Below are 22049 nucleotides of genomic sequence, written 5' to 3'. Positions count from 1 at the left end.
CAGACATCGGACAGCGGAAAACGGGAGGCGGATGGGATGCTCCGGGGCGTACCGTGCGCCGTCATGGAGCTGACCATCCGCCCCTTCCGACCCACTGACGCCGAGGCCGCCGCCGAGGTGCGTGACATCGTTGCGCCCTACCTGGTCTCGACACCGCAGACCATGGCCTGGCGCGCCGCTGAGGCGCCCGCCGACCAGCGGTACCGGATGCTCGTCGCCGAGGTCGGGCACGAGCGAACCTCCCCTCGTGGAAGGGCGGTTGACGGCGCGGCGGGGACGGGCCGCCGAGTGGTCGGAATCGCCGCCACCGGGTTGATCTACGAGAACAGCCTCCCGGGGCAGGCGTTCGCGAACCTCCAAGTGCTTCCCGAGGTGCGTCGGCGGGGGGTGGGCAGCGCCCTGCTCAGCGCCGCCGAGGAGTACCTCGCGGGCCAGGGGGCGGACACCGTGTTCGCCTGGGTCGTCGGCGACGAGACGTCGCTGGACTTCGCACGCCGGCGCGGCTACCGCCCGGGCCGCTCGGCCAGCTTCCAGCGCCTGGATCTGACGGACGGCACGCTGCCCGCCGTCCCCGAAGTTCCCCACGGGTACGAGCTGCGCACCGGCGCGGACTTCGCGGACGATCCGCGACCGCTGTACGAGGCGGACGCGGAGGCGGCGGCGGACGAACCGAGCGACGCGTCGTGTGACGGGATCGGGTACGCGCAGTGGCTCGCCCAGTACTGGAACTCGCCTGATCTGGACCGGGAGTTGACGACCGCCGTGGTGGCGGACGGGACCGTCGCCGCCTTCAGCATGGCGCACACCGACGGCCGCCGCCGGTATCTGTCGGGGATGACCGGAACACGACGGGCGTGGCGCGGCCGGGGGCTGGCGAAGTTGGCGAAGGCCACCTCGCTGCACCGGGCACGGGCGGCGGGCTATGCCGAGGCGTTCACGGCCAACGACACCGGCAACGGGCCGATGCTGGCTGTCAACGCGTGGTTCGGCTACCGGCAGTGCGCCATCGAGACGAGGTATGTGCGTATCCTCGCCGGTGGGTAGCCGCCGCGGTTGATCGTTTCTTCCCCGGTGAGGCTCCGCTGGCCGCTCCGGATGCCGCCGCGTCCCCCGGCAGCGTGCCCCGCCTTGCGCGGCGGGGCGCGCCTCGTCCTCCACGGCCGGGCCTCGCCGCCTTCCGCGACCGCGTGCCCCCGGTCTGGGCGTTTCTCCACCCGTGGGTGGAGAGGCGATCTCCACCCAGGTTCAACCCTGGATCCGATCCGCGGGAAACGACGGATCTCTACCGTCGTAAGCGTCTGGTTTTCTCGCGGTTCCTCGCAGTTCGGAGGCGTTTTCCATGTCCGGTCTTACCGATGTCGCGGTGATCATCGCGGTGGTCGTGCTGGTGCTGGCACGCCAGCTCAGGCCGCAGAAGGTGGCTGACAGCGCACGCTGGTGGATCCTTCCGGTGGTTCTGGTCGTCCTCTCGGTGCGCAACGGCGGTGTGGTCGACGATCGCCATGTGGCGCTGTCGGTGGGTCTGCTGGCCGCCGAGATACTGGTGGGGCTGGGCATGGGCGCGGTGTGGGCGTACACCACCCGGCTGTGGCGGGAGGCCGACGGCTCGGTGTGGGCCAGGGGCACCAAGGCGACCACGGCAGCCTGGACGGGCGGGGTGCTGCTGCGAATAGGCCTGGCCGCTGTGGGCGCGGTGCTGGGCGTGCACCAGGGCAGCGGAGCGACGATGCTGGCGTTGGCGGCGACGTTGCTGGTCCGGACCGGTCTGGTGATGTGGCGGGCCCGTGAGCTGGAGCCCGCGTACCGCGTCACCGCCGCCGCACCGTGACGGCGTACACGGCGGAAGGAGCCCACGTGCCGCTCAGCTTCTGGACAGCCTGGCCCTCCACGGAGGCCCTGTCCTGGGAGAGCAGGACGACGGCGCACCGGGTGCTCGGCTGGGCGATGCGGCTGCTGATCCTGGCCGGAGTGCTGTGGGGGGCGTTCGCCAACGGGCGGATCCACGGCTGGCGTCCGGTGTGGGTGACGCTCGCGGTCGCGGCGGCCGTCCTGGTGGTGTGGGGCCTGATGCGGGTCACCGTGGAGCACCGGATCTGGCCCGCACTGGGGCTGCTGGGATTGCTGTTCGCCGGAGCGTTCGCCGCGCAGAGCCAACATGCGGGGTACGCCGCCACCGTCTTGTGGTGCGCCTGCGCGATCCTGGCGATGGAGCGGCTGCCACTGGCCGTGGCGATCCCGCTCACCAGCGCCGCCCTGGGGGCGTACGCGCTGCTGGCGAGCCGGGACAACTGGCTGACCACGGCGTTCACCGCCGCGGGGCTCGGCCTGGTGGGCTATGTGGTGCGGTTGGACAAGGAGGCCCGGGGCAACACCCAGCGGCTGCTGGCCCAGGAGCGGGCCGCTCGCGCCGCCGAGGCGGAGACGGCGGCGCTGCGCGAACGAGGCCGGATCGCCCGGGAGATCCACGATGTGCTGGCGCACAGCCTTTCGGCGCAGATGGTGCATCTGGAGGCGGCCCGGCTGCTCATCGAGCGGGGCGGCGATCGGGGCGAGGTGCTGGACCGGGTGGTGTCGGCTCGCCGGATGGCGCGCCAGGGCCTGGCCGAGACCCGGCAGGCGCTGTCGGCGCTGCGCGGTGAGATGACACCGGCGGAGGACTTCCTGCGTGAGCTGGTGGACTCCGAGGGCGCCCGGCTGCGGATCGAGGGCGAGCGCAGGGATCTGCCGGCGGAGGCTGGGCTCGCCGTGCGGAGGGTGGCCCAGGAGGCGATGACCAACGCGCGCAAGCACGCGCCTGGGGCGAAGGTGGCGATCCGGCTCGACTATCTGCCGGGGGAAGTGGAGTTGGAAGTCCGCGACTTCGGCGGACGGCCTGTGGATAACGAGCCTGTGGATAACGGCGAACTCGGTGGCTCGGGAGGAGGCTACGGTCTGCTGGGAATGCGTGAACGCGCCGAGTTGCTCGGCGGCACGCTGGAGGCCGGACCGGCCGAGGAGGGGTTCGTGGTGCGACTGCGGGTGCCGGCGTGATGGCCGGGCGAGCGACACGTGTGGTGGTAGCCGATGACCAGACCGTGGTGCGGGAGGGCATCGTGATGCTGCTCGGGCTGCTGCCCGGGCTGGAAGTGGTGGGAGCGGCGGCCGATGGGGAGGAGGCGGTGCGGCTGGTGGCGGAGACGGCCCCGGACGTGGTGCTGATGGATCTGCGGATGCCCCGCTGCGACGGGGCGGAGGCCACTCGCAGGATCCGGCGCGACCATCCGGACACCCAGGTGGTGGTGCTGACGACGTTCGCCGATGACGATTCGCTCTTTCCGGCGCTGGAGGCCGGGGCGCGCGGCTATCTGACCAAGGACGCGGGCGGCGAGGAGATCCTGCGGGCCATCGAGGATGTGATGTCGGGCCAGGCGGGACTGTCGCCGAAGGTGCAGCGCCGCCTGCTGGAGCGGCTGGCCCAGGGCGGCCCGGTGGTCGCGCAGGCGGTCGGCCCAGCGCGCGGGGCGCCGGAGGAGCTGCCGGACGGGCTGACCGGACGCGAGGCGCAGGTACTGGCGCTGGTGGCGGAGGGCCTGTCCAACACGGAGATCGCCTCGACGCTCTACGTCAGCCCGGCCACGGTCAAGACCCATATCAACAACCTGTTCTCGAAGATCGGGGCCCGGGACCGGGCGCAGGCGGTGCGGTACGCGTTCCGGCACGGGATCGTGCGGCCCGCGCAGGACTGAGCGGCGGCGGTGGACACCGGGGGCACAGCGGTCGGAACCGCTCGGGGTGGTGAGGTCCCGGACCTCATCACCTGATGGAGTGAACGTTTCGTCTTATCGGCGAGGGATCTTCCGGATCTGTCCATTCTTGGGCGAACGGCCAATTGGCGTGCGGCTCAAGGAGATTCACTGTGGACGTACACGACGGTGGTGGGGCGGTACGGCTCGGGGTGCAGGACCCCTGGACCGAAGCCCTGGCCGTCGGCCCGTGGGAGGAACACGGCGGGCCGTCGCAGAGGCCGGAGCCCGGTGCGGCGGCGCGGCAGGAGCCGGACCGCACGGCGGTGTACCGGCAGGTGCAGGCCGGGGAGGCGTTCCAGGAGGTGCGGCGCCGGTATCGGCGGTTCGCGTTTCCGGCGGCGGGGGCGTGTCTGGTCTGTTACCTGCTGTATGTGACGGCGGCGATCACGGCACCTGGGCTGATGGGGCGTCCGGTGGCGGGGGCGGTCAATGTCGCGATGCTGGCCGGGCTCGGCCAGTTCGCCATGACGTTCCTGCTGACCTGGGCCTACGCGCGGCATGCGCGGCTGCGCCGGGACCGGGCGGCGCTGGAGTTGCGCTGGGACACCCAGGAGCGGGTGCGATGACCGGGCGGCCCGGTATGGCGGTAGGTCAACTGCGGACAGAATTGGCACAGTTGGCGGCCAGGCATTCGGTGACCGGGCATCAGGCGCTGGCGCTCTCGCTGTTCACCGCCTTCGTCTCGATCACCTTGGCGATCACCGTCTGGGCTGGGCGGGGGCGCCGCTCGTCGGAGGAGTTCTTCTCCGGCGGACGGCTGTTCTCCCCGCTGGAGAACGGTTTCGCCATCAGCGGTGACTACTTGTCCGCCGGTTCGTTCCTCGGTGTCTCCGGGCTGATCGCGCTCTACGGCTATGACGGGGTGCTCTACCTCGTCGGGTTCTTCGTGGCATGGCTCGGCGTGCTGATGCTGGTGGCGGAACTGGTGCGCAACTGCGGCCGGTTCACCCTCGCCGATGTGCTGTCCGCCCGGATGGGCGAGCGGCCGGTACGGATCGCCGCTGGGATCTCGTCGATCACGGTGGCGGTGCTCTACCTGGTGGCGCAACTGGTCGGCGCCGGCAGTCTGGTCTCGCTGCTGCTGGACGGTGAGGCGGCGCACGCCAGGACCTGGACGGTCGGCGGCGTGGGCGCCCTGATGGTGTTCTACGTGGTGTTCGGCGGAATGCGTGCCACCACATGGATCCAAGTGGTCAAGGGGGCGTTGCTGCTGAGCGGTTCGGCGGTGCTGACGGCCATGGTGCTCGCCCACTTCCACGGCGACGTCAGCGCCCTGCTGCGCGCCGCCGCGCACGGCAGCGGGCGCGGCGCGGCCTATCTGCGGCCCGGCCTGAAGTACGGCGGATCCCCGCTCGCCCGGCTGGACTTCGTCAGCCTCGGGCTCGCCCTGGTGCTCGGTACGGCGGGACTGCCGCACATCCTGGTCCGCTTCTACACGGTGCCCACCGCGCGTGCCGCGCGCCGCTCGGTGGTGTGGGCGGTCGCGCTGATCGGCGCCTTCTATCTGATGACGATGGTGCTGGGGTTCGGCGCGGCGGCCCTGGTGGGTTCCGGCGCGGTACGGGCGTCCAACGCGGCCGGGAACACGGCGGTTCCGCTGCTAGCCCTGAGTCTGGGCGGGGGAGCGGGTTCGACGGGCGGCACGATGCTGTTCGCCGTGGTCGGCTCGGTGGCCTTCGCCACGATCCTGGCGGTCGTCGCCGGTCTCACCCTCGCCTCCTCGGCCAGCGTCGCCCACGACCTGTACGGCAGCCTGCGGCGGGGGCGCGGCGGGCCGTCGAACACTCCGGACGCCCGGGAGGTTGGCGTGGCCCGGCTGGCGGCAGTGGCCATCGGGGCGGTGGCCATCGGACTGACGCTGTACGCCCAGGCGTTGAACGTGGCGGTCGTGGTGGGGGTGGCGTTCGCCGTCGCCGCCTCGGCCAATCTGCCCGTCCTGCTGTTCACGCTGTTCTGGCGCCGTTTCACCACCCGGGGCGCGGTGTGGTCCGTCTACGGCGGACTGGTGCCGTCGGTCGCGCTGGTGGTCTTCTCCCCGGTGGTCTCCGGCGGACCCGGCGCGATCTTCCCCCGCCTCGACTTCGCCTGGTTCCCGCTGCAGAACCCCGGCATCGTCTCCATCCCCCTCGGCTTCCTGGCCGGTTGGCTGGGCACCGTGCTCTCCCCGGTGCCCGCCGACCCGGGCCGCTACGCCGAAGTGGAGGTGCGTTCGCTCACCGGTGCGGGCGCGGCGTAGCCGGGCTCAACTGCCCACCCGGTACCGGTGTTCCGGTCGCCCTGTCGTCCCGTACCGCAACTCCAGCCGCGCCATGCCCTCCCGTACCAGGTAGGACAGATAGCGCTGGGCGGTCGCCCGGGACACCCCGGTGGCCTCGGCGACCTCGGCCGCCGACAGGCCGGTCCGCGCGGAGCGGACCGCGTCCCGTACCACGGCGAGGGTCGGCGCCGAATGCCCCTTGGCCGGTACGGAGGGCAGCGCGCTCGGCCGGGCGGCGCTGAACAGCGCGTCCACATCGGCCTGGTCGGCCTCCGCGGCCGGGTCGAGCGCGTCCACCCGGTGCCGTAGCTCCCGGTACGCGGTCAGCCGTTCGGCGAGCGCGGCGGAGCCGAACGGCTTGACCAGATAGCCGATCGCGCCGAGCTGCATCGCCGCGCGGACCGAGCCCACGTCCCGGGCCGCCGTGGTCATGATGGCGTCCGGCCGCGGCCCGCCCGTCTCCTGGCTGAGCCGCCGCAGGATGTCCAATCCGCTGCCGTCCGGCAGGTACACGTCCAGCAGCAGCAGTTCGGGCCGAGTCTCCCGGACGGCGGCGAGCGCGGCGTCGACGGAACCCGGCTGGCCGACCACCTCGAAGCCGGCCACCCGCCGCACATACGCGGTGTGGATGCCGCCCACCCGGAAGTCGTCCTCCACCACCAGCGTCCTGATCGCGGTCCCGCTCACCAGCCCGCTCCCTTCGCCGCCGCCACGGGCGCCGGGCGGGGCACCGGCAGCACCACCGTGAACACCGCGCCCGGCCCCTCGCTCACCTCGATCGAACCCCCGTGCCGCAGCACCAGCCGGTGTACCAGGGCGAGGCCGAGGCCGCGGCGGGCGGTGCCGCGGTCCGGTCGGGTCGACCAGCCGTCCTCGAAGATCCGCTCCCGCGCCCGCGGCGGCACGCCCGGCCCGCTGTCGGCCACCCGTACCGTCACCCTCGCCGCGTCCTCCACCAGGGACAGCCGCACCCGCGCCGGGGACGTGCCGCCGCAGGCCGCCGCGTCCACCGCGTTGTCCAGCAGGTTGCCGACGATGGTCAGCAGCCGGTCCAGGTGCGCTGGCTGCTCGCCGAGTCGGGAGTCCTCACTCAGGACGAGGCGTACCCCCCGCTCCGCCGCCACCGTGGTCTTCGCCGTCAGCAGTCCGACCATCAGCGGGTTGCCGATCCGGGACCGTATGGATTCGGCCAGCGCCGGTTCGGCGCCCGCCGATTCCACCGCGTAGGCGAACGCCGCCTCGTGCTCGCCCAGTTCCAGCAGACCGGCCAGGGTGTGCATGCGGTTGGAGAACTCGTGCTGCTGTGCGCGCAGCGCGTCGGTCAGCCCGCGCACCGAGTCCAACTCCCGTAGCAGGCCGACCAGTTCGGTACGGTCCCGGACCGTCACCACCGCGCCCAGCTCATGGCCGCGCAGCGTGACCGGCATCCGGTTGACCGCAAGGCAGTGGCTGTCGGTCACCACGGTCAGATCGGCGCCGGTCAGTGTGCCGTCCAGGGCGCGGCGCAACCGCCCGTCGGGCAGTACGTCGGACAGCCGGGAGCCGAGCGCCGTGCCGAGGCCGAGCAGCCGCCGCGCCTCGTCGTTGACCACGGTGACCCGGCCGTGCCGGTCGAAGCCGATCACGCCCTCGCGGATCCCGTGCAGCATCGCCTCACGGTCCTGGAGCAGCCCGGCGATCTCCTCCAGCTCCAGGCCGAAAGTCGACCGTTTCAGCCGGCGGGCCAGCACAGAGGAGGCGGCCACGCCCACCGCCAGGGCCAGCGCGGCGAACAGCCCGAAGAGCGGCAGCTCACGCCAGAGCTGGCCGATCACGTCCCTCTCCGGCATGCCCACCGACACCTCGCCGATCACATCCCCGGTGGGCCCGCGCAGCGGTGCCTTGCCGTTGGCGGAGCGGCCGGTGATTCCCTGGTCGACGCCCACGTGGTCGCGCCCGTCGAGCGCCACCAGCGGCCGTTCCGCCACCGGTTCGCCGATCAGGGCGGGCATCGGATGCGAGTGCCGGATGCCGTCCCGGTCGATCACCACCACATAGCTGGCGTGCGAGGCGCTCTGGATCCGCGCGGCGATGCTCTGCACGATGTCGCCCCCGGTGCGGTACGCGATGGCGTCCCGGATCTGCGGCTCTGCGGCGGTGGTGGACGCGATGGCCAGCGCCCGGCGCTCGTACTCGCGGTCCAGCTGGGCGCGTTGCGCCACGGCGAACAGCAGGAACCCGATCGTGCTGGTCAGCCCGAGGATCGCGAGCTGGCTCAGCAGGATCCGACTGGACAGCTTCCGGTTGCGCCGCCCCCACCTGCGCGGCATGCGCGCGGACAACCTGCTCAGCATGGACATGGGTGCCCTTCCCACCCCCCGGGTTGGACTCGGCACGGACACGCGCCCCGACGCGGCGCCCGCCCCCGTGATGCGCAGATTGTGCCCGCCAGCGGCGTCGCTGCCCACCCCCGAGACGGTGAGCACAACGAGCAGAACCTCGGACAACGCGGTAAAGCCGCGCAACGCGCGCAAGTCTCGCGGCCGTCGCCCGCTCCGCCCTACCGTCTCGGCACCCCGACCGTCCCAAGGTGGTGCGACAGCAGTGACCGCACAAGCGAACCAGACATCGACCGGCACGGTGCCGGCGATCGAACTGCGCGCGGCGACCAAGAGGTTCCGCACGCCCTCGGGCGGGATCTACACCGCCCTACGGGAGCTGGACCTGACCGTGGCGCCCGGTGAGTTCTGCGCCGTCGTAGGCCCCACCGGCTGCGGCAAGTCCACCACCTTGTCCCTGGTCTCCGGCCTGGAGCCGGCCAGCCGCGGCGAGACGCTGATCCACGGCGAGCCGGTGACCGGCATAGACCGGCGGGTGGGCTTCATGTTCCAGACCGACGCGGTCTTCCCCTGGAAGCCGGTGCTCGACAACGTCGCCGCCGGGCCGCGCTTCCGCGGCGTCGGCAAACGGGAGGCGGTCGACAAGGCACGCGACTGGCTGCGCCGCGTCGGGCTGTCCGGATTCGAGGACCGGCTGCCGCACCAGCTCTCCGGCGGCATGCGCAAACGCGTCGCGCTCGCCCAGACGCTGATCAACGAGCCGGAGATCCTGCTGATGGACGAGCCGTTCTCGGCGCTGGACGTGCAGACCCGGCAGATCGTCCAGGACGAACTGCTGAGCCTGTGGGAACTGACCAGGCCCGCCGTCGTCTTCGTCACCCACGACCTGGACGAGGCCATCGCGCTGGCCGACAAGGTGGTGGTGCTGACCGTCGGCCCCGGCACGGTCAAGGACACCTTCGCCATCGACCTGCCGCGCCCGCGCAGGGTGCGGGACATCCGCTTCCATCCGCACTTCGTCGAGCTGTACGAGCGGATCTGGACCAGCCTGCGCGACGAGGTGCGGCTGGCCTACGCCCGCACCGCCGGAGAGCCGCCGCGCCCCGAGCCCGCCGAGGACCAGCCCCGTACCGACGACACGATCGGACAGCCGCGATGACCACCACCGCCCCCGTGCCCCCGACGGTTGACGACACCGACGCCGCCGAGCTGATGCGGGCCGCCAGGTCGGGCAGGCGCCGCCGCGGGCTACTGGTCCTCAGCGCGCAGCTCGCCCTCGTCGTCCTGGTGGTCGGCGGCTGGCAACTCGCCTCGGCGCAGGGCGTACTGGACTCCTTCACCTACGGTTCGCCCTCCGGTGTGGTGGACCAGCTGAGGACCTGGTTCACCCAGGGCACCTCCACCGGGTCCATCTGGCACAACATCGGCGTGACCATGGAGGAGACCGTCCTCGGCTTCCTCATCGGCACGCTGTCGGGCGTTGTCCTGGGCATCGCGCTGGGGCGGATCCACGCGCTGGCCGAGGTGATGGCACCGTTCATCAAGGCCGGGAACTCCATCCCGCGCGTGGTGCTGGGCTCGATGTTCATCATCTGGTTCGGGCTCGGGCCGTCCGGCAAGGTCGCGCTCGCCGTGGTGCTGGTGTTCTTCTCCGTCTTCTTCAACGCCTTCCAGGGCACCCGCGAGGTGGACCGCGACCTGATCGCCAACGCCCGCATCCTGGGCGCCTCGGAGTGGCAGGTGACCTCGCAGGTGGTGCTGCCGTCGGCGATGACCTGGATCGTCGCCTCGCTGCACGCCGCGTTCGGCTTCGCGTTGATCGGCGCCATCGTCGGCGAGGTGCTCGGCGCCCAAGCGGGGCTGGGGCAGCTCATCCAGCAGGCGCAGGGCAACTTCAACGCCAACGGCGTCTACGCGGGAATCATCATCATCGCCGTCCTCGCACTGGCCGCAGAGTTCCTCATCACCCGCTTCGAGAAGCGGGTACTGCGCTGGCGGCCCACCCAACTGTCCGGCGACACCGCCGGTCTGTGAACCCCCTTCCCTCCCCGTTCCGGTAAGGAGACCCGCGATGAAGCCGGTCAAGGCCAAGAAGTCCGTGCTGTTGGTGGCGAGTTGTACCGCGCTCGCCCTGTCGCTGACCGCCTGTGGCGGCGGCTCCGCGAAGACCGCGCCCAAGGACGCGACGGGCCGCTCCACCGTACGGATCATGGTGGGCGGTCTGGACAAGCAGATCTATCTGCCGGTGATGCTGGCGCAGAAGCTGGGCTACTTCAAGGCGCAGGGCATCAACGCGGTGCTGTCCGACGAACCCGCCGGCGTGGACGCCGAGACCGACATGCTGGCCGGGCAGCAGGACGCGGTGGTCGGTTTCTACGACCACAACATCGACCTGCAGTCCAAGGGCAAGTCCACCGAGTCCGTGGTGCAGTTGCTCCAGGCGCCGGGCGAGGTGGAGATGGTGCGCACCGACGAGGCGGGTTCGGTGCACTCGCCCGCGGACTTCCGGGGGAAAAAGCTGGGCGTCACCGGGCTCGGCAGCTCGACCAACTTCCTCACCCAGTACCTGGAGGCCAAGAACGGCCTGAAGACGTCCGACGCCACCTCGGTCGCGGTGGGCGCCGGATCGACGTTCGTGGCCGCCATGCAGAACAAGCAGATCGACGCGGGCATGACCACCGAGCCGACGATCTCCATCCTGCAGCAGAAGGGCCTGGCCAAGCCGCTGGTCGACATGCGGACGGCGGCCGGTGCCAAGGCAGCGCTCGGCGGCACCTATCCGGCGTCCTGCCTGTATCTGACCACCGCGTACATCCAGAAGAACCCCGACGTGGTGCAGAAGCTGGTCAACGCCTTCGTCGAGACGATGAAGTGGATCAACACGCACAGCGCGGCGCAGATCGCCGACAAGATGCCCGCCGACTACTACGCGGGCGTCGGCAAGGCCACCTACACCAAGGCGCTGGAGAACGAGAAGGGCATGTACTCGCCCGACGGGCTGATGCCCGCCGACGGCCCGCGCACCGTGCTGAGCGTGCTGTCCGCGTGGGACCCCACGGTCAAGGGGCACTCGGTGGACCTGTCCAGGACCTACACGAACGAGTTCGTGAACAAGGCGCGTTGAGTACCGGGACCTTGGGCAACTCCCGTCAGCGCGGCGGGAGTTCCTCCCTGACCGAGCGGACCTCCATGCGCACCGGGGTGCCCGGCTCGGCGCCGCAGCTCTCCGGGCGCGGCGGTGTCACGGTCACCTGCTCGACCAGGGCGCGCCACGCCCGGCCGTCGGTGTGCGAGACGCGTACCGTCCAACGGCCCGGTACCTCCTCGGCGGTGGCGGCGGTGAGCGCCTCGGCCCGGTCCTCGCCGATCAGCGCCCGGACCGCCAACTCGGCCGCCTGGACCGGCCGTTCGAAGGCGGAGCGGCCACGGCAGTGCTCCAGCACCATACGGCCCTCGCGGGCCGCCTCCACGATCCCCTTGGCGCGCGCCGCGTCCAGCCGCGCGTAGGCGTAGCCGTACGGCAGCACGAGCATCGTCGGGGCGAAACGATGGCCGCCGAGATGGGTGGCCTCCCACACCTCGCCGACCCCTGAGGCGACCAGTTCGGCCACGAGCGGCCGTCCGCGCAGGGCGCAGCAGCGGTCCCGCTTGGCGTTGGTGCACACCAGGGCCAGCGGCTCGCCCTCGTGGGGCACGCCGAAACAGCTGTCACCGCGGCCCAGCCGGGCGAAGTCCAGCGCCAGCAGCTCCGCCGGGTCGGCCACCTCGGCGGTGCGCAGCCAACCGGCGCCGGGCACCGTGTGGGCCGCGAACACCCGCCTGCGCTCCGGATGGTGGTGGTCGGCGTGCGGTCCCGGCCTGCGGATCAGCCCCAGCCGTACGCCGGTTCCGGCGGCGGCCGCCTCCAGCGCCCGGCCGGTGCGGGGATCGAGATGGCTGGAGGTGAGGGCCTTGGCGCCCCAGGGGCCCGGCTGCTCCAGCAGCAGCCAGGTCCGGGCGCTGGCCGCCGTCGCCTCGGACGGCTCGGCCAGCTCCCGGGAGGCGGTCGCACAGGTGATCACATGGTGAGCCTAAACCGGACGGGGCGCGCCCCGCCCGGTGCGGCGCCGCTACGCGGGACCGGCGACCGCCGCCAGCGGCTTGTTCACCGGCGTGCCCGAGCCGTCACGTCGTGGATCCGGCTCGGGCAGGTCCACCGGCGAGCCGTCCGCCGCGCAGGCCCGGGCCGGGGCCGGGCCCGCCCACGCCAGCGCCAGGCCGTCCTCCCCGCGCAGGAACCGGTGGCAGCGCACGCCACCGGTGGCCCGGCCCTTGCGCGGATACTGGTCGAACGGGGTCACCTTGATCGTGGTCTGGGTGGCGCCGTCCAGCGTGCCCTCGGCGCGGGCCACCGTGAGCACCAGCGCGTCCGAGGCCGGATCCACCGCGGTGAACGAGATCACCTTCGCGCCCGCCGACAGCTTGACACCCGCCATTCCGCCCGCCGGACGGCCCTGCGGCCGCACCTGGCCGGCCGGGTAGCGCAGCAACTGCGCGTCGTCGGTGATGAAGACCAGGTCCTCCTCACCGGTGCGCAGTTCGGCGGCGCCGACCACGCGGTCGCCCTCCTTCAGGCCGATAACCTCGAACTCGTCCTTGTTCGCCGGGAAGTCGGGCACGACCCGCTTGACGACGCCCTGCTCGGTGCCGAGCGCCAGCCCGGGAGAGGACTCGTCCAGCGTGGACAGGCACAGCACCCGCTCGTCCTCCGCCAGTGACACGAACTCCGAAACGGCCGCCCCGCCCGCGAGGTTGGGCGTCGAGGAACCCTCCGGCAGCGCCGGCAGGTCGACCACGGCCACCCTCAGCAGCCGTCCGGCCGAGGTCACCACGCCCACGTCGCCACGGGTCGTGGCGGGCACGGCGGAGACGATCACATCGTGCTTGGCGCGCTTGCCGCCCTCCCGTCGCCCGCCACCGCCCCCAGCGGAGGCGCCGCGCGCCGCCGCCGGGTCCTCGGCCGCCGCAGGCTCGCCGTTGGCCGTGCGCGCCAGCAGCCCGGTGGCGGACAGCAGCACCCGGCACGGGTCGTCGGAGACCTCCAGCGGCATCGCCGACACCGGCGCGCCCGCCGACTCCTCCAGCACCGTGCGCCGCGGAGTGCCGTACTTCTTGGCGACCGCGGCCAGTTCGTTGGAGACCAGCTTGCGCAGTTCCGTGTCCGACTCCAGGATGCGGGTCAACTCCGCGATCTCGCTGGTGAGTCTGTCGCGCTCGGCCTCCAGCTCCAGCCGGTCGAACTTGGTCAGGCGGCGCAGCGGGGTGTCCAGGATGTACTGCGTCTGCGTCTCGGACAGCGAGAAGCGCTCCATCAGGCGCTGCTTGGCCTCCGCGGAGTTCTCGCTGGAGCGGATGAGCCGGATCACCTCGTCGATGTCGACCAGCGCGACCAGCAGGCCCTCGACCAGGTGCAGCCGGTCGCGCCGCTTGGTGCGGCGGAACTCGCTGCGCCGCCGCACCACGTCGAAGCGGTGGTCGACATAGACCTCCAGCAGTTCCTTCAGGCCCAGGGTGAGCGGCTGGCCGTCGACCAGCGCCACGTTGTTGATGCCGAAGGAGTCCTCCATCGGCGTCAACTTGTAGAGCTGCTCAAGTACCGCTTCCGGGTTGAATCCGTTCTTCACCTCGATGACCAGGCGCAGCCCGTGCTGCCGGTCGGTGAGGTCCTTGACGTCGGCGATGCCCTGCAGCTTCTTCGCGCCGACCAGGTCCTTGATCTTGGCGATCACCTTCTCCGGGCCGACGGTGAAGGGGAGTTCGGTGACGACGATGCCCTTGCGGCGCGCCGTGACGTTCTCGATCGTGGCCGTGGAGCGGATCTTGAACGTGCCGCGCCCGGTCTCGTACGCGTCGCGGATGCCGGACAGGCCGACGACCCGGCCGCCGGTGGGCAGGTCGGGACCCGGGACGAACCGCATCAGCGTGTCGAGATCCGCGTTCGGGTGCCTGATCAGATGGCGGGCGGCGGCGATCACCTCGCCGAGGTTGTGCGGCGGCATGTTGGTGGCCATGCCGACGGCGATCCCGGAGGCGCCGTTGACCAGCAGGTTGGGAAACGCGGCGGGCAGCGCGACCGGCTCCTTCTCCTGCCCGTCGTAGTTGGGCGCGAAGTCGACCGTGTCCTCATCGATGGACTCGGTCATCAGCACCGCTGCCGGGTCCATCCGCGACTCGGTGTACCGCATCGCGGCGGGCGGGTCGTCGTTGCCCAGCGAGCCGAAGTTGCCGTGGCCGTCGACCATCGGCATCCGCATGGAGAAGTCCTGCGCCATGCGGACCAGCGCGTCGTAGATGGAGGCGTCACCGTGCGGGTGCAGCTTTCCCATCACCTCGCCGACGACGCGGGCGCACTTGACGTACCCGCGCTCGGGGCGCAGGCCCATCTCGTTCATCTGGTAGATGATCCGGCGCTGCACCGGCTTGAGCCCGTCCCGGGCGTCGGGCAGCGCTCGTGAGTAGATGACCGAGTAGGCGTACTCCAGGTAGGAGCCCTGCATCTCGTCGACGACGTCGATGTCGAGGATGCGCTCCTCGAAATCGTCCGGAGGCGTGGTCTTCGTGCTGCGGCGGGCCATCGCGCGGCTGCTCCTTGGGCGGACCTGGTCGGGTTGTGTCGGGTCCATTGTGGACCGCCCCACTGACAGCCCGGACCACGACCCGTCGCGATCGTCCCGCCACCCCACGACACCTGGGGCGGAATCCCGGGAACTTCGCGACCTGTCCGTGCGCTTGCCTAGAGTGGGGCACGATCTACACCGCGACCGGAAGGACGGCTAGCGCATGGCTCACATGGCCTCGTCGGAGGCACAATCCGGCGGCCTGACAGCGACGGAGCACCGCCTGGCCAACGGGCTGCGCGTGGTGCTCTCCGAGGACCACCTCACACCGGTCGCCGCGATCTGCCTCTGGTACGACGTCGGCTCGCGTCACGAGGTCGCGGGCCGCACCGGACTCGCCCACCTCTTCGAGCACTTGATGTTCCAGGGCTCCGCGCAGGTGCCGGGCAACGGCCACTTCGAGCTGGTGCAGGGCGCGGGCGGCTCGCTCAACGGCACCACCAGCTTCGAGCGCACCAACTACTTCGAGACCATGCCCGCCCACCAGGTGGAGCTGGCGCTGTGGCTGGAGGCCGACCGGATGGGCAGCCTGCTCACCGCGCTCGACCTGGAGAGCCTGGACAACCAGCGCGACGTGGTCAAGAACGAGCGCCGCCAGCGGTACGACAACGTGCCCTACGGCACCGCGTTCGAGCGGCTGACGGCCATGGCGTTCCCGGAGGGGCACCCGTACCACCACACGCCGATCGGCTCGATGGCGGACCTGGACGCGGCCTCGCTGGAGGACGCCCGCCAGTTCTTCCGCACCTACTACGCGCCCAACAACGCGGTCCTCGCGGTCGTCGGCGACATCGACCCGGAGCAGACGCTGCGCTGGATCGAGAAGTACTTCGGCTCCATCCCCGCGCACGACGGCAAGCCCACCCCGCGGGACGGCTCGCTGCCCGAGCTGGTGGGCGAGGAACTGCGCGAGGTGGTCCACGAGGACGTGCCGTCCCGCGCCCTGATGGCCGCCTACCGTCTGCCGCACGACGGCACCCGCGAGGCGGACGCCGCCGACCTCGCGCTGACCGTGCTCGGCGGCGGCGAGTCCTCCCGGCTGCACAACCGCCTGGTCCGGCACGACCGCACCGCGGTCGGCGCGGGCTTCGGCCTGCTGCGGCTGGCCGGCGCGCCCTCGCTGGGCTGGCTGGACGTGAAGGCGTCCAGCGGCGCCGAGGTGGCCGACATCGAGGCCGCGGTCGACGAGGAACTGGCCCGGTTCGCCGAGCAGGGGCCGACGCCGGAGGAGATGGAGCGCGCCCAGGCCCAACTGGAGCGCGAATGGCTGGACCGGCTGGCCACGGTCGGCGGTCGCGCCGACGAACTGTGCCGCTACGCCGTGCTGTTCGGCGATCCGCAACTGGCACTGACCGCTGTCCAGCGGGTACTTGAGGTGACCCCCGAGGAGGTCAGGGCGGTGGCCGCGGCGCGGCTGCGGCCGGACAACCGGGCGGTACTGATCTACGAACCGACCGGGCGCGAGGGCGCCCCGGAGGGACCCGAGGGCCCGACCGTCGGCCCGGTCGAGGAAGACGGCGAGGAAGCCCGATGAGCAACGCCACGCAGTCCGCCATGACGTTCCACCCGCAGCCGCAGGCGGGCGCCGCCAAGCCGTGGGCCTTCCCTGCCCCCGAGCGCGGCGCGCTGCCCAACGGCCTGACCGTGCTGCACTGCCACCGGCCCGGCCAACGGGTCATCGCGGTGGAGGTGCTGCTGGACGCACCGCTGGACGCCGAGCCCGCCGGTCTCGAAGGCGTCGCCACCATCATGTCCAGGGCGTTCTCCGAGGGCACCGACACCCTCACCGCCGAGGAGTTCGCGGCCGAACTGGAGCGCTGCGGCGCCACGTTGGACGCTCACGCCGACCACCCCGGGGTACGGGTGCAGCTCGAGGTCCCCGCCTCCCGGCTGGAGAAGGCGCTCGGCCTGATGGCCGACGCGCTGCGCGCGCCCGCCTTCCCGGAGGGCGAGGTCAGCCGGCTGGTCAAGAACCGGCTGGACGAGATCCCGCACGAGATGGCCAACCCGGCGCGCAGGGCGGCGGTCGCGCTGTCCGCCGAGCTGTTCCCGGCCGAGTCCCGGATGTCCCGGCCGCGGCAGGGCACCGAGGAGACGGTCGCCGACATCGACGCCGCGGCGGTGCGCGCCTTCTACTCGGCACATGTCCGCCCGGCCACCGCGACCGCCGTCATCGTCGGGGATCTGACCGGAATCGATCTTGACGCGGTCCTGGCCCGGACCCTCGGCGCCTGGACCGGCGACACCGCGGCGCCCCGCCGGATGCCGCCGATCAGCGCGGACGACACCGCCCGGGTGGTGGTCGTGGACCGGCCGGGCGCGGTGCAGACCCAGGTGCTCATCGGCCGCGTCGGCGGCGACCGGCACGACATGGCGTGGCCCGCGCAGGTGCTCGGCACGTACTGCCTGGGCGGCACGCTGACCTCGCGGCTGGATCGGGTGCTGCGTGAGGAGAAGGGCTACACCTACGGGGTGCGGGCTTTCGGCCAGGTACTGCGCTCGGCGCCGGACGGCTCGGGGGCCTCGCTGCTGGCGATCAGCGGTTCGGTCGCCACCGACGTCACGGCTCCGGCGCTCGCCGACACCTGGCAGGTGCTGCGCACCCTCGCCAAGGACGGGCTGACCGACGAGGAACGCGACGTGGCGGTGCAGAACCTGGTCGGTGTCGCGCCGCTGAAGTACGAGACCGCCGCCGCGGTCGCCGACACCCTCGCGGACCAGGTCGAGCAGTACCTGCCGGACGACTTCCAGGCCCGGCTGTACGAGCGGCTGGCCGCCACCGGAACCGTGGAGGCGACGGCGGCCGTGGTCAACGCCTTCGCGCCGGACCGCATGGTGGTGGTGCTGGTCGGTGACGCCTCGGTGATCGAGCAGCCGGTACGGGAGTTGGGCATCGGCCCGGTGTCCGTGGTCCGCGGCTAGCGGCCCCGCCGTCCCGCGCGCCGGGGCGCGCGGGACGGCCATACGCGAGAATGCGCCGAATTCATCCCGGCCGCCGGAATCGCCGCCGATTTGGAATACAGTTTGGGAATGGCGACCGGCAAAACGCGATCGGAAGTGGACGGCACCGGTGAAGCGGCGCGGCGTATTTCCGCCCGCACGGTGTGCTCCGCGATCCGGGACGACATCGTCAGCGGATTCTTCGCTCCCGGCGGCCGGCTGACCGAGGAGTTGCTGGCCAAGCGGTACGGGGTGTCCCGGGTGCCGGTGCGTGAGGCGCTGCGCACCCTGGAGTCCGAGGGGTTCGTGCGCACCCGCAGGCATGCGGGCGCCACCGTCGCCGAGCCCACCGAGCAGGAGGCGGGCGATCTGCTCGAAATGCGGTCGCTGCTGGAGCCGTTGGGGGCGGCGCGGGCCGCTCAACGCCGCACCCAGCAACAACTGCGCGTGCTGAGTGGGCTGGTGCGGCTGGGGCAGGAGCGTTGCAGGGAGGGGCAGTTGTCCGATCTGCCCGCGTTGGACGGCTGGTTCCACGAGACGCTGGCCCAGGCCTCCGGCAGTCCCGGACTCGCTTCGCTGCTCACCCAGTTGCGGCGGAAGATCTCCTGGATGTACGCGGTGGAGCAGGCCGGGCGGGCCCCCGGCGCCTGGGAGGAGCACGCGGCGATCACCGACGCGGTGGCGCGGCGCGACGCGGTACGGGCGCGCGAGCTGGCCGCCGCGCACGTCGCCAGGGCGACCGCCGCGCACCGGTTGAAACATGCCGTAAACACCAGACGCGACCGCATTTAACAGGCGTGCCGTATACAACTCGCAGGGAATTGCCCGGCCATTTTTCCGCGGATATGCGAATGGCGGTGCCAGATATCTGAACCGATACCCGGCACCGCCGTGCCGCGCGTTGGGCGCGGAAAGGTCTCAGACGGTTTCCGGCAGCTCGTCCAGGCCCTCGGCGACCAGCTTGGACAGCCGGTCGAGCGCCTCCTCCGCGCCCTCGGCGTCGGAGGCCAGCACGATCTCCTCGCCGCCCTGCGCGCCCAGCCCGAGCACGGCGAGCATGGAGGCGGCGTTGACCGGGGTGCCGTCGGCCTTGGCGATCGTGATCGGCACGCCGGCGGCGGTCGCGGCGCGGACGAAGATCGACGCGGGGCGGGCGTGCAGGCCCTCGGCCCAACCGACGTTGACGCGGCGCTCAGCCATGGTTCAACCCTTCTGATGACTCCGGTTGTCTAGACCAGTTAACCATGACCGCGCGGGTGCCGGACGCCTCCCCGGCACGCCATGCGCCGAACGTCGCCCACGGCAGCGCCGAACCGGGCCGATCGGCCTACTCTTGCGCCCATGGAGACCTCGCGCACCCCGGCCTACCCCGTCCACTGGGAGGCGGACGTGGTGCTGCGCGACGGGGGGATCGCCCACGTCCGGCCCATCACGCCCGACGACGCGCAGCGGCTGGTCAGCTTCTACGAGCAGGTGTCCGACGAGTCGAAGTACTACCGCTTCTTCGCTCCCTACCCCCGGCTTTCCGACCGGGACGTGCACCGCTTCACCCACCACGACTACGTCGACCGGGTGGGCCTGGCGGCCACCGTGGGCGGCGAGTTCATCGCCACCGTCCGCTACGACCGGCTGGACGACGGCGTGGCGGAGGTCGCGTTCCTGGTCCAGGACGCCCATCAGGGCCGGGGCGTCGCCTCCGCACTGCTGGAGCACATCGCCGCCGTCGCCCGGGAGAACGGCATCCGCCGCTTCGACGCCGAAGTGCTGCCCGCCAACCGGAAGATGATCAAAGTCTTCACGGACGTGGGCTACACCGCTCAACGCAGCTTCACCGACGGCGTGGTCCGCCTCGAACTCGACCTGGAGCCCACCGAGGCCTCGGTCGCCGTGATGCGCGCCCGCGAGCAGCGCGCCGAGGCCCGCTCCGTGCAGCGGCTGCTGGCCCCCCGCGCGGTCGCCGTGGTCGGCGCCGGGCGGGCCGAGGGCGGGGTCGGCCGCGGCCTGCTGCGCAACCTGCTCGCCGCGGGCTTCACCGGCCGCCTGTACGCGGTCAACCGCAATTTCCCGCAGGGCATGGACATGCTGGAGCCGGAAGGCGTTCCCGGGTACCGCTCGGTGGCCGCCATCGGCCAGCCGGTGGACCTGGCGGTCCTCGCGGTGCCCGCCGAGGCGGTGCCGGAAGCCGTGGCGGACTGCGGGGTGCACGGCGTGCAGGGCCTGCTCGTGATCGCCAACGGCTACGCCGAGTCCGGCCCGCAGGGGCGGGAGCGACAGCGCGCCCTGGTCCGCCAGGCCAGGTCCTACGGGATGCGGGTCATCGGACCGAACGCTTTCGGACTGATCAACACCGCTCCCGGGGTGCGGCTCAACGCGTCGCTGTCACCCGAGGCACCCGCCGCCGGGCGGCTCGGGCTGTTCACCCAGTCCGGCGCCATCGGCATCTCCCTGCTGTCCGGACTGCACCGGCGCGGCGCCGGACTCGGCGGCATCTCGACCTTCGTCTCGGCGGGCAACCGCGCCGACGTGTCCGGAAACGACCTGCTCCAGTACTGGCACGACGACCCCGACACCGACGTGGCGCTGATGTACCTGGAATCCATCGGCAACCCACGCAAGTTCACCCGGCTGGCGCGCCGCACCGCCGCCGTCAAACCCGTCGTCGTGGTCAAGGGCGCCCGGCACTCCGGTGCGCTGCCGCCCGGCCACACCGTGCCCGTCACCCGCATCCCGGACGCCACCGTCTCCGCGCTGCTGAGGCAGGCCGGGATCATCCGGGTCGACACGGTCACCGAACTCCTGGACACCGGGGTGCTGTTGGCGCACCAGCCGCTGCCCGCCGGTGAACGCGTCGCCATCCTCGGCAACTCCGAGTCGCTGGGCCTGCTCGCGTACGACGCCTGCCTGAGCGCCGGACTGCGCCCGAGGCCACCGCGCGACCTCACCACCGGGGCGGCGCCCCAGGACTTCCATGCCGCGCTGGCCGCCGCGCTGGCCGACGACGACGTGGACGCGGTCCTGGTCACCGCGATCCCACGGGTCGGCGCGGTGGACGCCGGTGACCCCGACTCGGCCGACGACCCGGCGCTGGCGGCGGCGCTGCGCACCGCGGCCGGGGCCGCCGCCAAGCCGGTGGCCGTGGTCCAGCTCGCCCTGGACCGGCTCGCCGACCGGCTTGGCGAGGCCGCCCCCGAGGGCGCGTCCGGCGCGCCCCGGATCCCCGCCTACCCGGCCGCCGAGCGGGCGGTACGGGCGCTGGCCGAGGCGGTGCGCTACGCGCGCTGGCGGAGGGAGGACGCGACCCCCGGCCGGGTGCCGGAACTGGACGGCGTCGACGAGACGGCGGCCAGGGCGGACGTCGACCGGCTGCTGGACGCCACCGAGCCCGCGGGCGGCCGGGGCGTCACCCTGGACGACGCGGCCGGACGCGCCCTGCTCGGCCGGTACGGGATCGAGGTACGGGCCGCGCTGGCAGCCCCCGACGCCGACAGCGCGGTCGCCGCCGCCCGGCGGCTGGGCTTCCCGGTGGCGCTCAAGGCCACCGCCCCGCACCTGCGGCACCGCGCCGACCTCGGCGGGGTGCGGCTCGACCTCGCGGGAGAGGGCGAACTGCGGCGTGCCTACGAGGAGTTGACACGGCAGCTGGGCAGGCCCGACGAGGTGCTGCCGGTCGTGCAGTCCATGGCGCCACGCGGGGTCGACACCGTGGTGCGGGCCGCCGTGGACCCGGCCGCGGGCTCGGTGCTCTCCTTCGGGCTCGCGGGCGCGGCATCCGAGCTGCTCGGTGATCTCGCGCACCACCTGGTGCCGGTCACCGACCGGGACGCCGCCCAACTGGTGCGCACCATCAAGGCGGCGCCCATGCTGTTCGGCTGGCGCGGCGCGGAGCCCGCCGACACCGCCGCCCTGGAGGAGACGCTGCTGCGGGTGTCCCGGCTGGTCGACGACCTGCCGGAGGTGGTCTCCGTCCACCTCGAACCCGTTGTCGTGGCCCCCCGCGGGCTCGGGGTCAGCGTCCTGGGCGCGACCGTACGGCTGGCGCACCCCCCGGCCCGTACCGACCTGGGACCGCGTGCACTGTCGTCTCTGTGAGCGT

Annotated in this window: 18 protein-coding genes; 13 read left to right on the top strand and 5 right to left on the bottom strand. The window is 72.2% G+C overall.

All coding sequences use genetic code 11. The annotated features are described in order from the left end of the window. The first annotated feature begins 63 nt into the window (after nt 1-63). From P3G67_RS12775 to P3G67_RS12750, 6 genes are all read left to right on the top strand, one after another. Nucleotides 64-1044 carry a GNAT family N-acetyltransferase gene (locus P3G67_RS12775; RefSeq protein ID WP_276093554.1) on the top strand — a complete coding sequence of 327 codons (981 nt, stop codon included), beginning with the start codon at nt 64-66 and terminating at the stop codon, nt 1042-1044. A 295-nt stretch (nt 1045-1339) separates the two neighbouring features. Continuing rightward, nucleotides 1340-1828, top strand: coding sequence for a CcdC protein domain-containing protein (locus P3G67_RS12770; RefSeq protein WP_276093553.1), 489 nt, complete (start codon nt 1340-1342; stop codon nt 1826-1828). A gap of 26 nt (nt 1829-1854) precedes the next feature. Beyond that, entirely contained in the window at nt 1855-3030 is a 1176-nt protein-coding gene (locus P3G67_RS12765) for a sensor histidine kinase (protein WP_276093552.1), read from the top strand. After that, nucleotides 3030-3725 carry a response regulator transcription factor gene (locus P3G67_RS12760; protein ID WP_276093551.1) on the top strand — a complete coding sequence of 232 codons (696 nt, stop codon included), beginning with the start codon at nt 3030-3032 and terminating at the stop codon, nt 3723-3725. The genes P3G67_RS12765 and P3G67_RS12760 overlap by 1 nt, the downstream gene beginning before the upstream one ends. 170 nt (nt 3726-3895) lie before the next feature. Next, nucleotides 3896-4351 (top strand): DUF485 domain-containing protein, encoded by a 456-nt coding sequence (locus P3G67_RS12755; protein ID WP_276093550.1) that lies wholly within the window; start codon nt 3896-3898, stop codon nt 4349-4351. Nucleotides 4352-4419: 68 nt separating this feature from the next. Beyond that, nucleotides 4420-6021 carry a solute symporter family protein gene (locus tag P3G67_RS12750; RefSeq protein WP_276093634.1) on the top strand — a complete coding sequence of 534 codons (1602 nt, stop codon included), beginning with the start codon at nt 4420-4422 and terminating at the stop codon, nt 6019-6021. Between the two features lie 6 nt (nt 6022-6027). On the opposite strand, the gene P3G67_RS12745 is transcribed toward P3G67_RS12750, so the two are convergent. Further along, nucleotides 6028-6729, bottom strand: coding sequence for a response regulator transcription factor (locus P3G67_RS12745; protein WP_276093549.1), 702 nt, complete (start codon nt 6727-6729; stop codon nt 6028-6030). After that, a complete protein-coding gene (locus tag P3G67_RS12740) occupies nt 6726-8381 on the bottom strand; it encodes a sensor histidine kinase (RefSeq protein ID WP_276093548.1) in 1656 nt (551 codons plus the stop codon). The genes P3G67_RS12745 and P3G67_RS12740 overlap by 4 nt, the downstream gene beginning before the upstream one ends. Nucleotides 8382-8625: 244 nt before the next feature. Here P3G67_RS12740 and P3G67_RS12735 point away from each other — a divergent pair, with 244 nt between their 5' ends. From P3G67_RS12735 to P3G67_RS12725, 3 genes are read left to right on the top strand one after another with little or no spacing between them, the layout of a single operon-like run. Then, entirely contained in the window at nt 8626-9519 is an 894-nt protein-coding gene (locus tag P3G67_RS12735; RefSeq protein WP_276093547.1) for an ABC transporter ATP-binding protein, read from the top strand. Further along, nucleotides 9516-10394 carry an ABC transporter permease gene (locus P3G67_RS12730; protein ID WP_276093546.1) on the top strand — a complete coding sequence of 293 codons (879 nt, stop codon included), beginning with the start codon at nt 9516-9518 and terminating at the stop codon, nt 10392-10394. The genes P3G67_RS12735 and P3G67_RS12730 overlap by 4 nt, the downstream gene beginning before the upstream one ends. A gap of 37 nt (nt 10395-10431) precedes the next feature. Next, nucleotides 10432-11484 (top strand): ABC transporter substrate-binding protein, encoded by a 1053-nt coding sequence (locus tag P3G67_RS12725; RefSeq protein ID WP_276093545.1) that lies wholly within the window; start codon nt 10432-10434, stop codon nt 11482-11484. Nucleotides 11485-11509: 25 nt separating this feature from the next. Here P3G67_RS12725 and P3G67_RS12720 read toward each other — a convergent pair whose 3' ends face one another. Together P3G67_RS12720 and P3G67_RS12715 are read right to left on the bottom strand one after the other, a co-directional pair. After that, nucleotides 11510-12421, bottom strand: a complete 912-nt coding sequence (locus P3G67_RS12720; RefSeq protein WP_276093544.1) for a sucrase ferredoxin — start codon at nt 12419-12421, stop codon at nt 11510-11512. A gap of 48 nt (nt 12422-12469) precedes the next feature. Next, a complete protein-coding gene (locus tag P3G67_RS12715) occupies nt 12470-14974 on the bottom strand; it encodes a DNA gyrase/topoisomerase IV subunit A (RefSeq protein ID WP_276093543.1) in 2505 nt (834 codons plus the stop codon). A 205-nt stretch (nt 14975-15179) separates the two neighbouring features. Here P3G67_RS12715 and P3G67_RS12710 point away from each other — a divergent pair, with 205 nt between their 5' ends. From P3G67_RS12710 to P3G67_RS12700, 3 genes are all read left to right on the top strand, one after another. Then, nucleotides 15180-16550: a M16 family metallopeptidase gene (locus tag P3G67_RS12710; protein WP_276093542.1), complete on the top strand. Its 1371-nt coding sequence runs from the start codon at nt 15180-15182 to the stop codon at nt 16548-16550. Continuing rightward, nucleotides 16547-17938: a M16 family metallopeptidase gene (locus tag P3G67_RS12705; RefSeq protein WP_276093541.1), complete on the top strand. Its 1392-nt coding sequence runs from the start codon at nt 16547-16549 to the stop codon at nt 17936-17938. Before P3G67_RS12710 ends, P3G67_RS12705 begins: the two co-directional genes overlap by 4 nt. 108 nt (nt 17939-18046) lie before the next feature. Continuing rightward, nucleotides 18047-18748 carry a GntR family transcriptional regulator gene (locus P3G67_RS12700; protein WP_276093540.1) on the top strand — a complete coding sequence of 234 codons (702 nt, stop codon included), beginning with the start codon at nt 18047-18049 and terminating at the stop codon, nt 18746-18748. Between the two features lie 126 nt (nt 18749-18874). Here the strand turns inward: P3G67_RS12700 and P3G67_RS12695 are convergent, their stop codons facing one another. Continuing rightward, complete coding sequence (locus P3G67_RS12695; RefSeq protein WP_269856584.1) at nt 18875-19156, bottom strand: HPr family phosphocarrier protein; 282 nt, start codon at nt 19154-19156, stop codon at nt 18875-18877. A 141-nt stretch (nt 19157-19297) separates the two neighbouring features. Between P3G67_RS12695 and P3G67_RS12690 the strand changes: the two genes are divergently transcribed. Further along, on the top strand, nt 19298-22045 hold the full coding sequence (locus tag P3G67_RS12690; RefSeq protein ID WP_276093539.1) for a bifunctional acetate--CoA ligase family protein/GNAT family N-acetyltransferase: 2748 nt from the start codon (nt 19298-19300) through the stop codon (nt 22043-22045). Nucleotides 22046-22049 lie beyond the last annotated feature (4 nt).

Source organism: Streptomyces silvisoli (genome assembly GCF_029269905.1).
Taxonomy (GTDB): Bacteria; Actinomycetota; Actinomycetes; order Streptomycetales; family Streptomycetaceae; genus Streptantibioticus_A; species Streptantibioticus_A silvisoli_A.
Note: the sequence above shows the minus strand (reverse complement) of the source record. Positions and strands in the feature narration are given on the sequence as shown.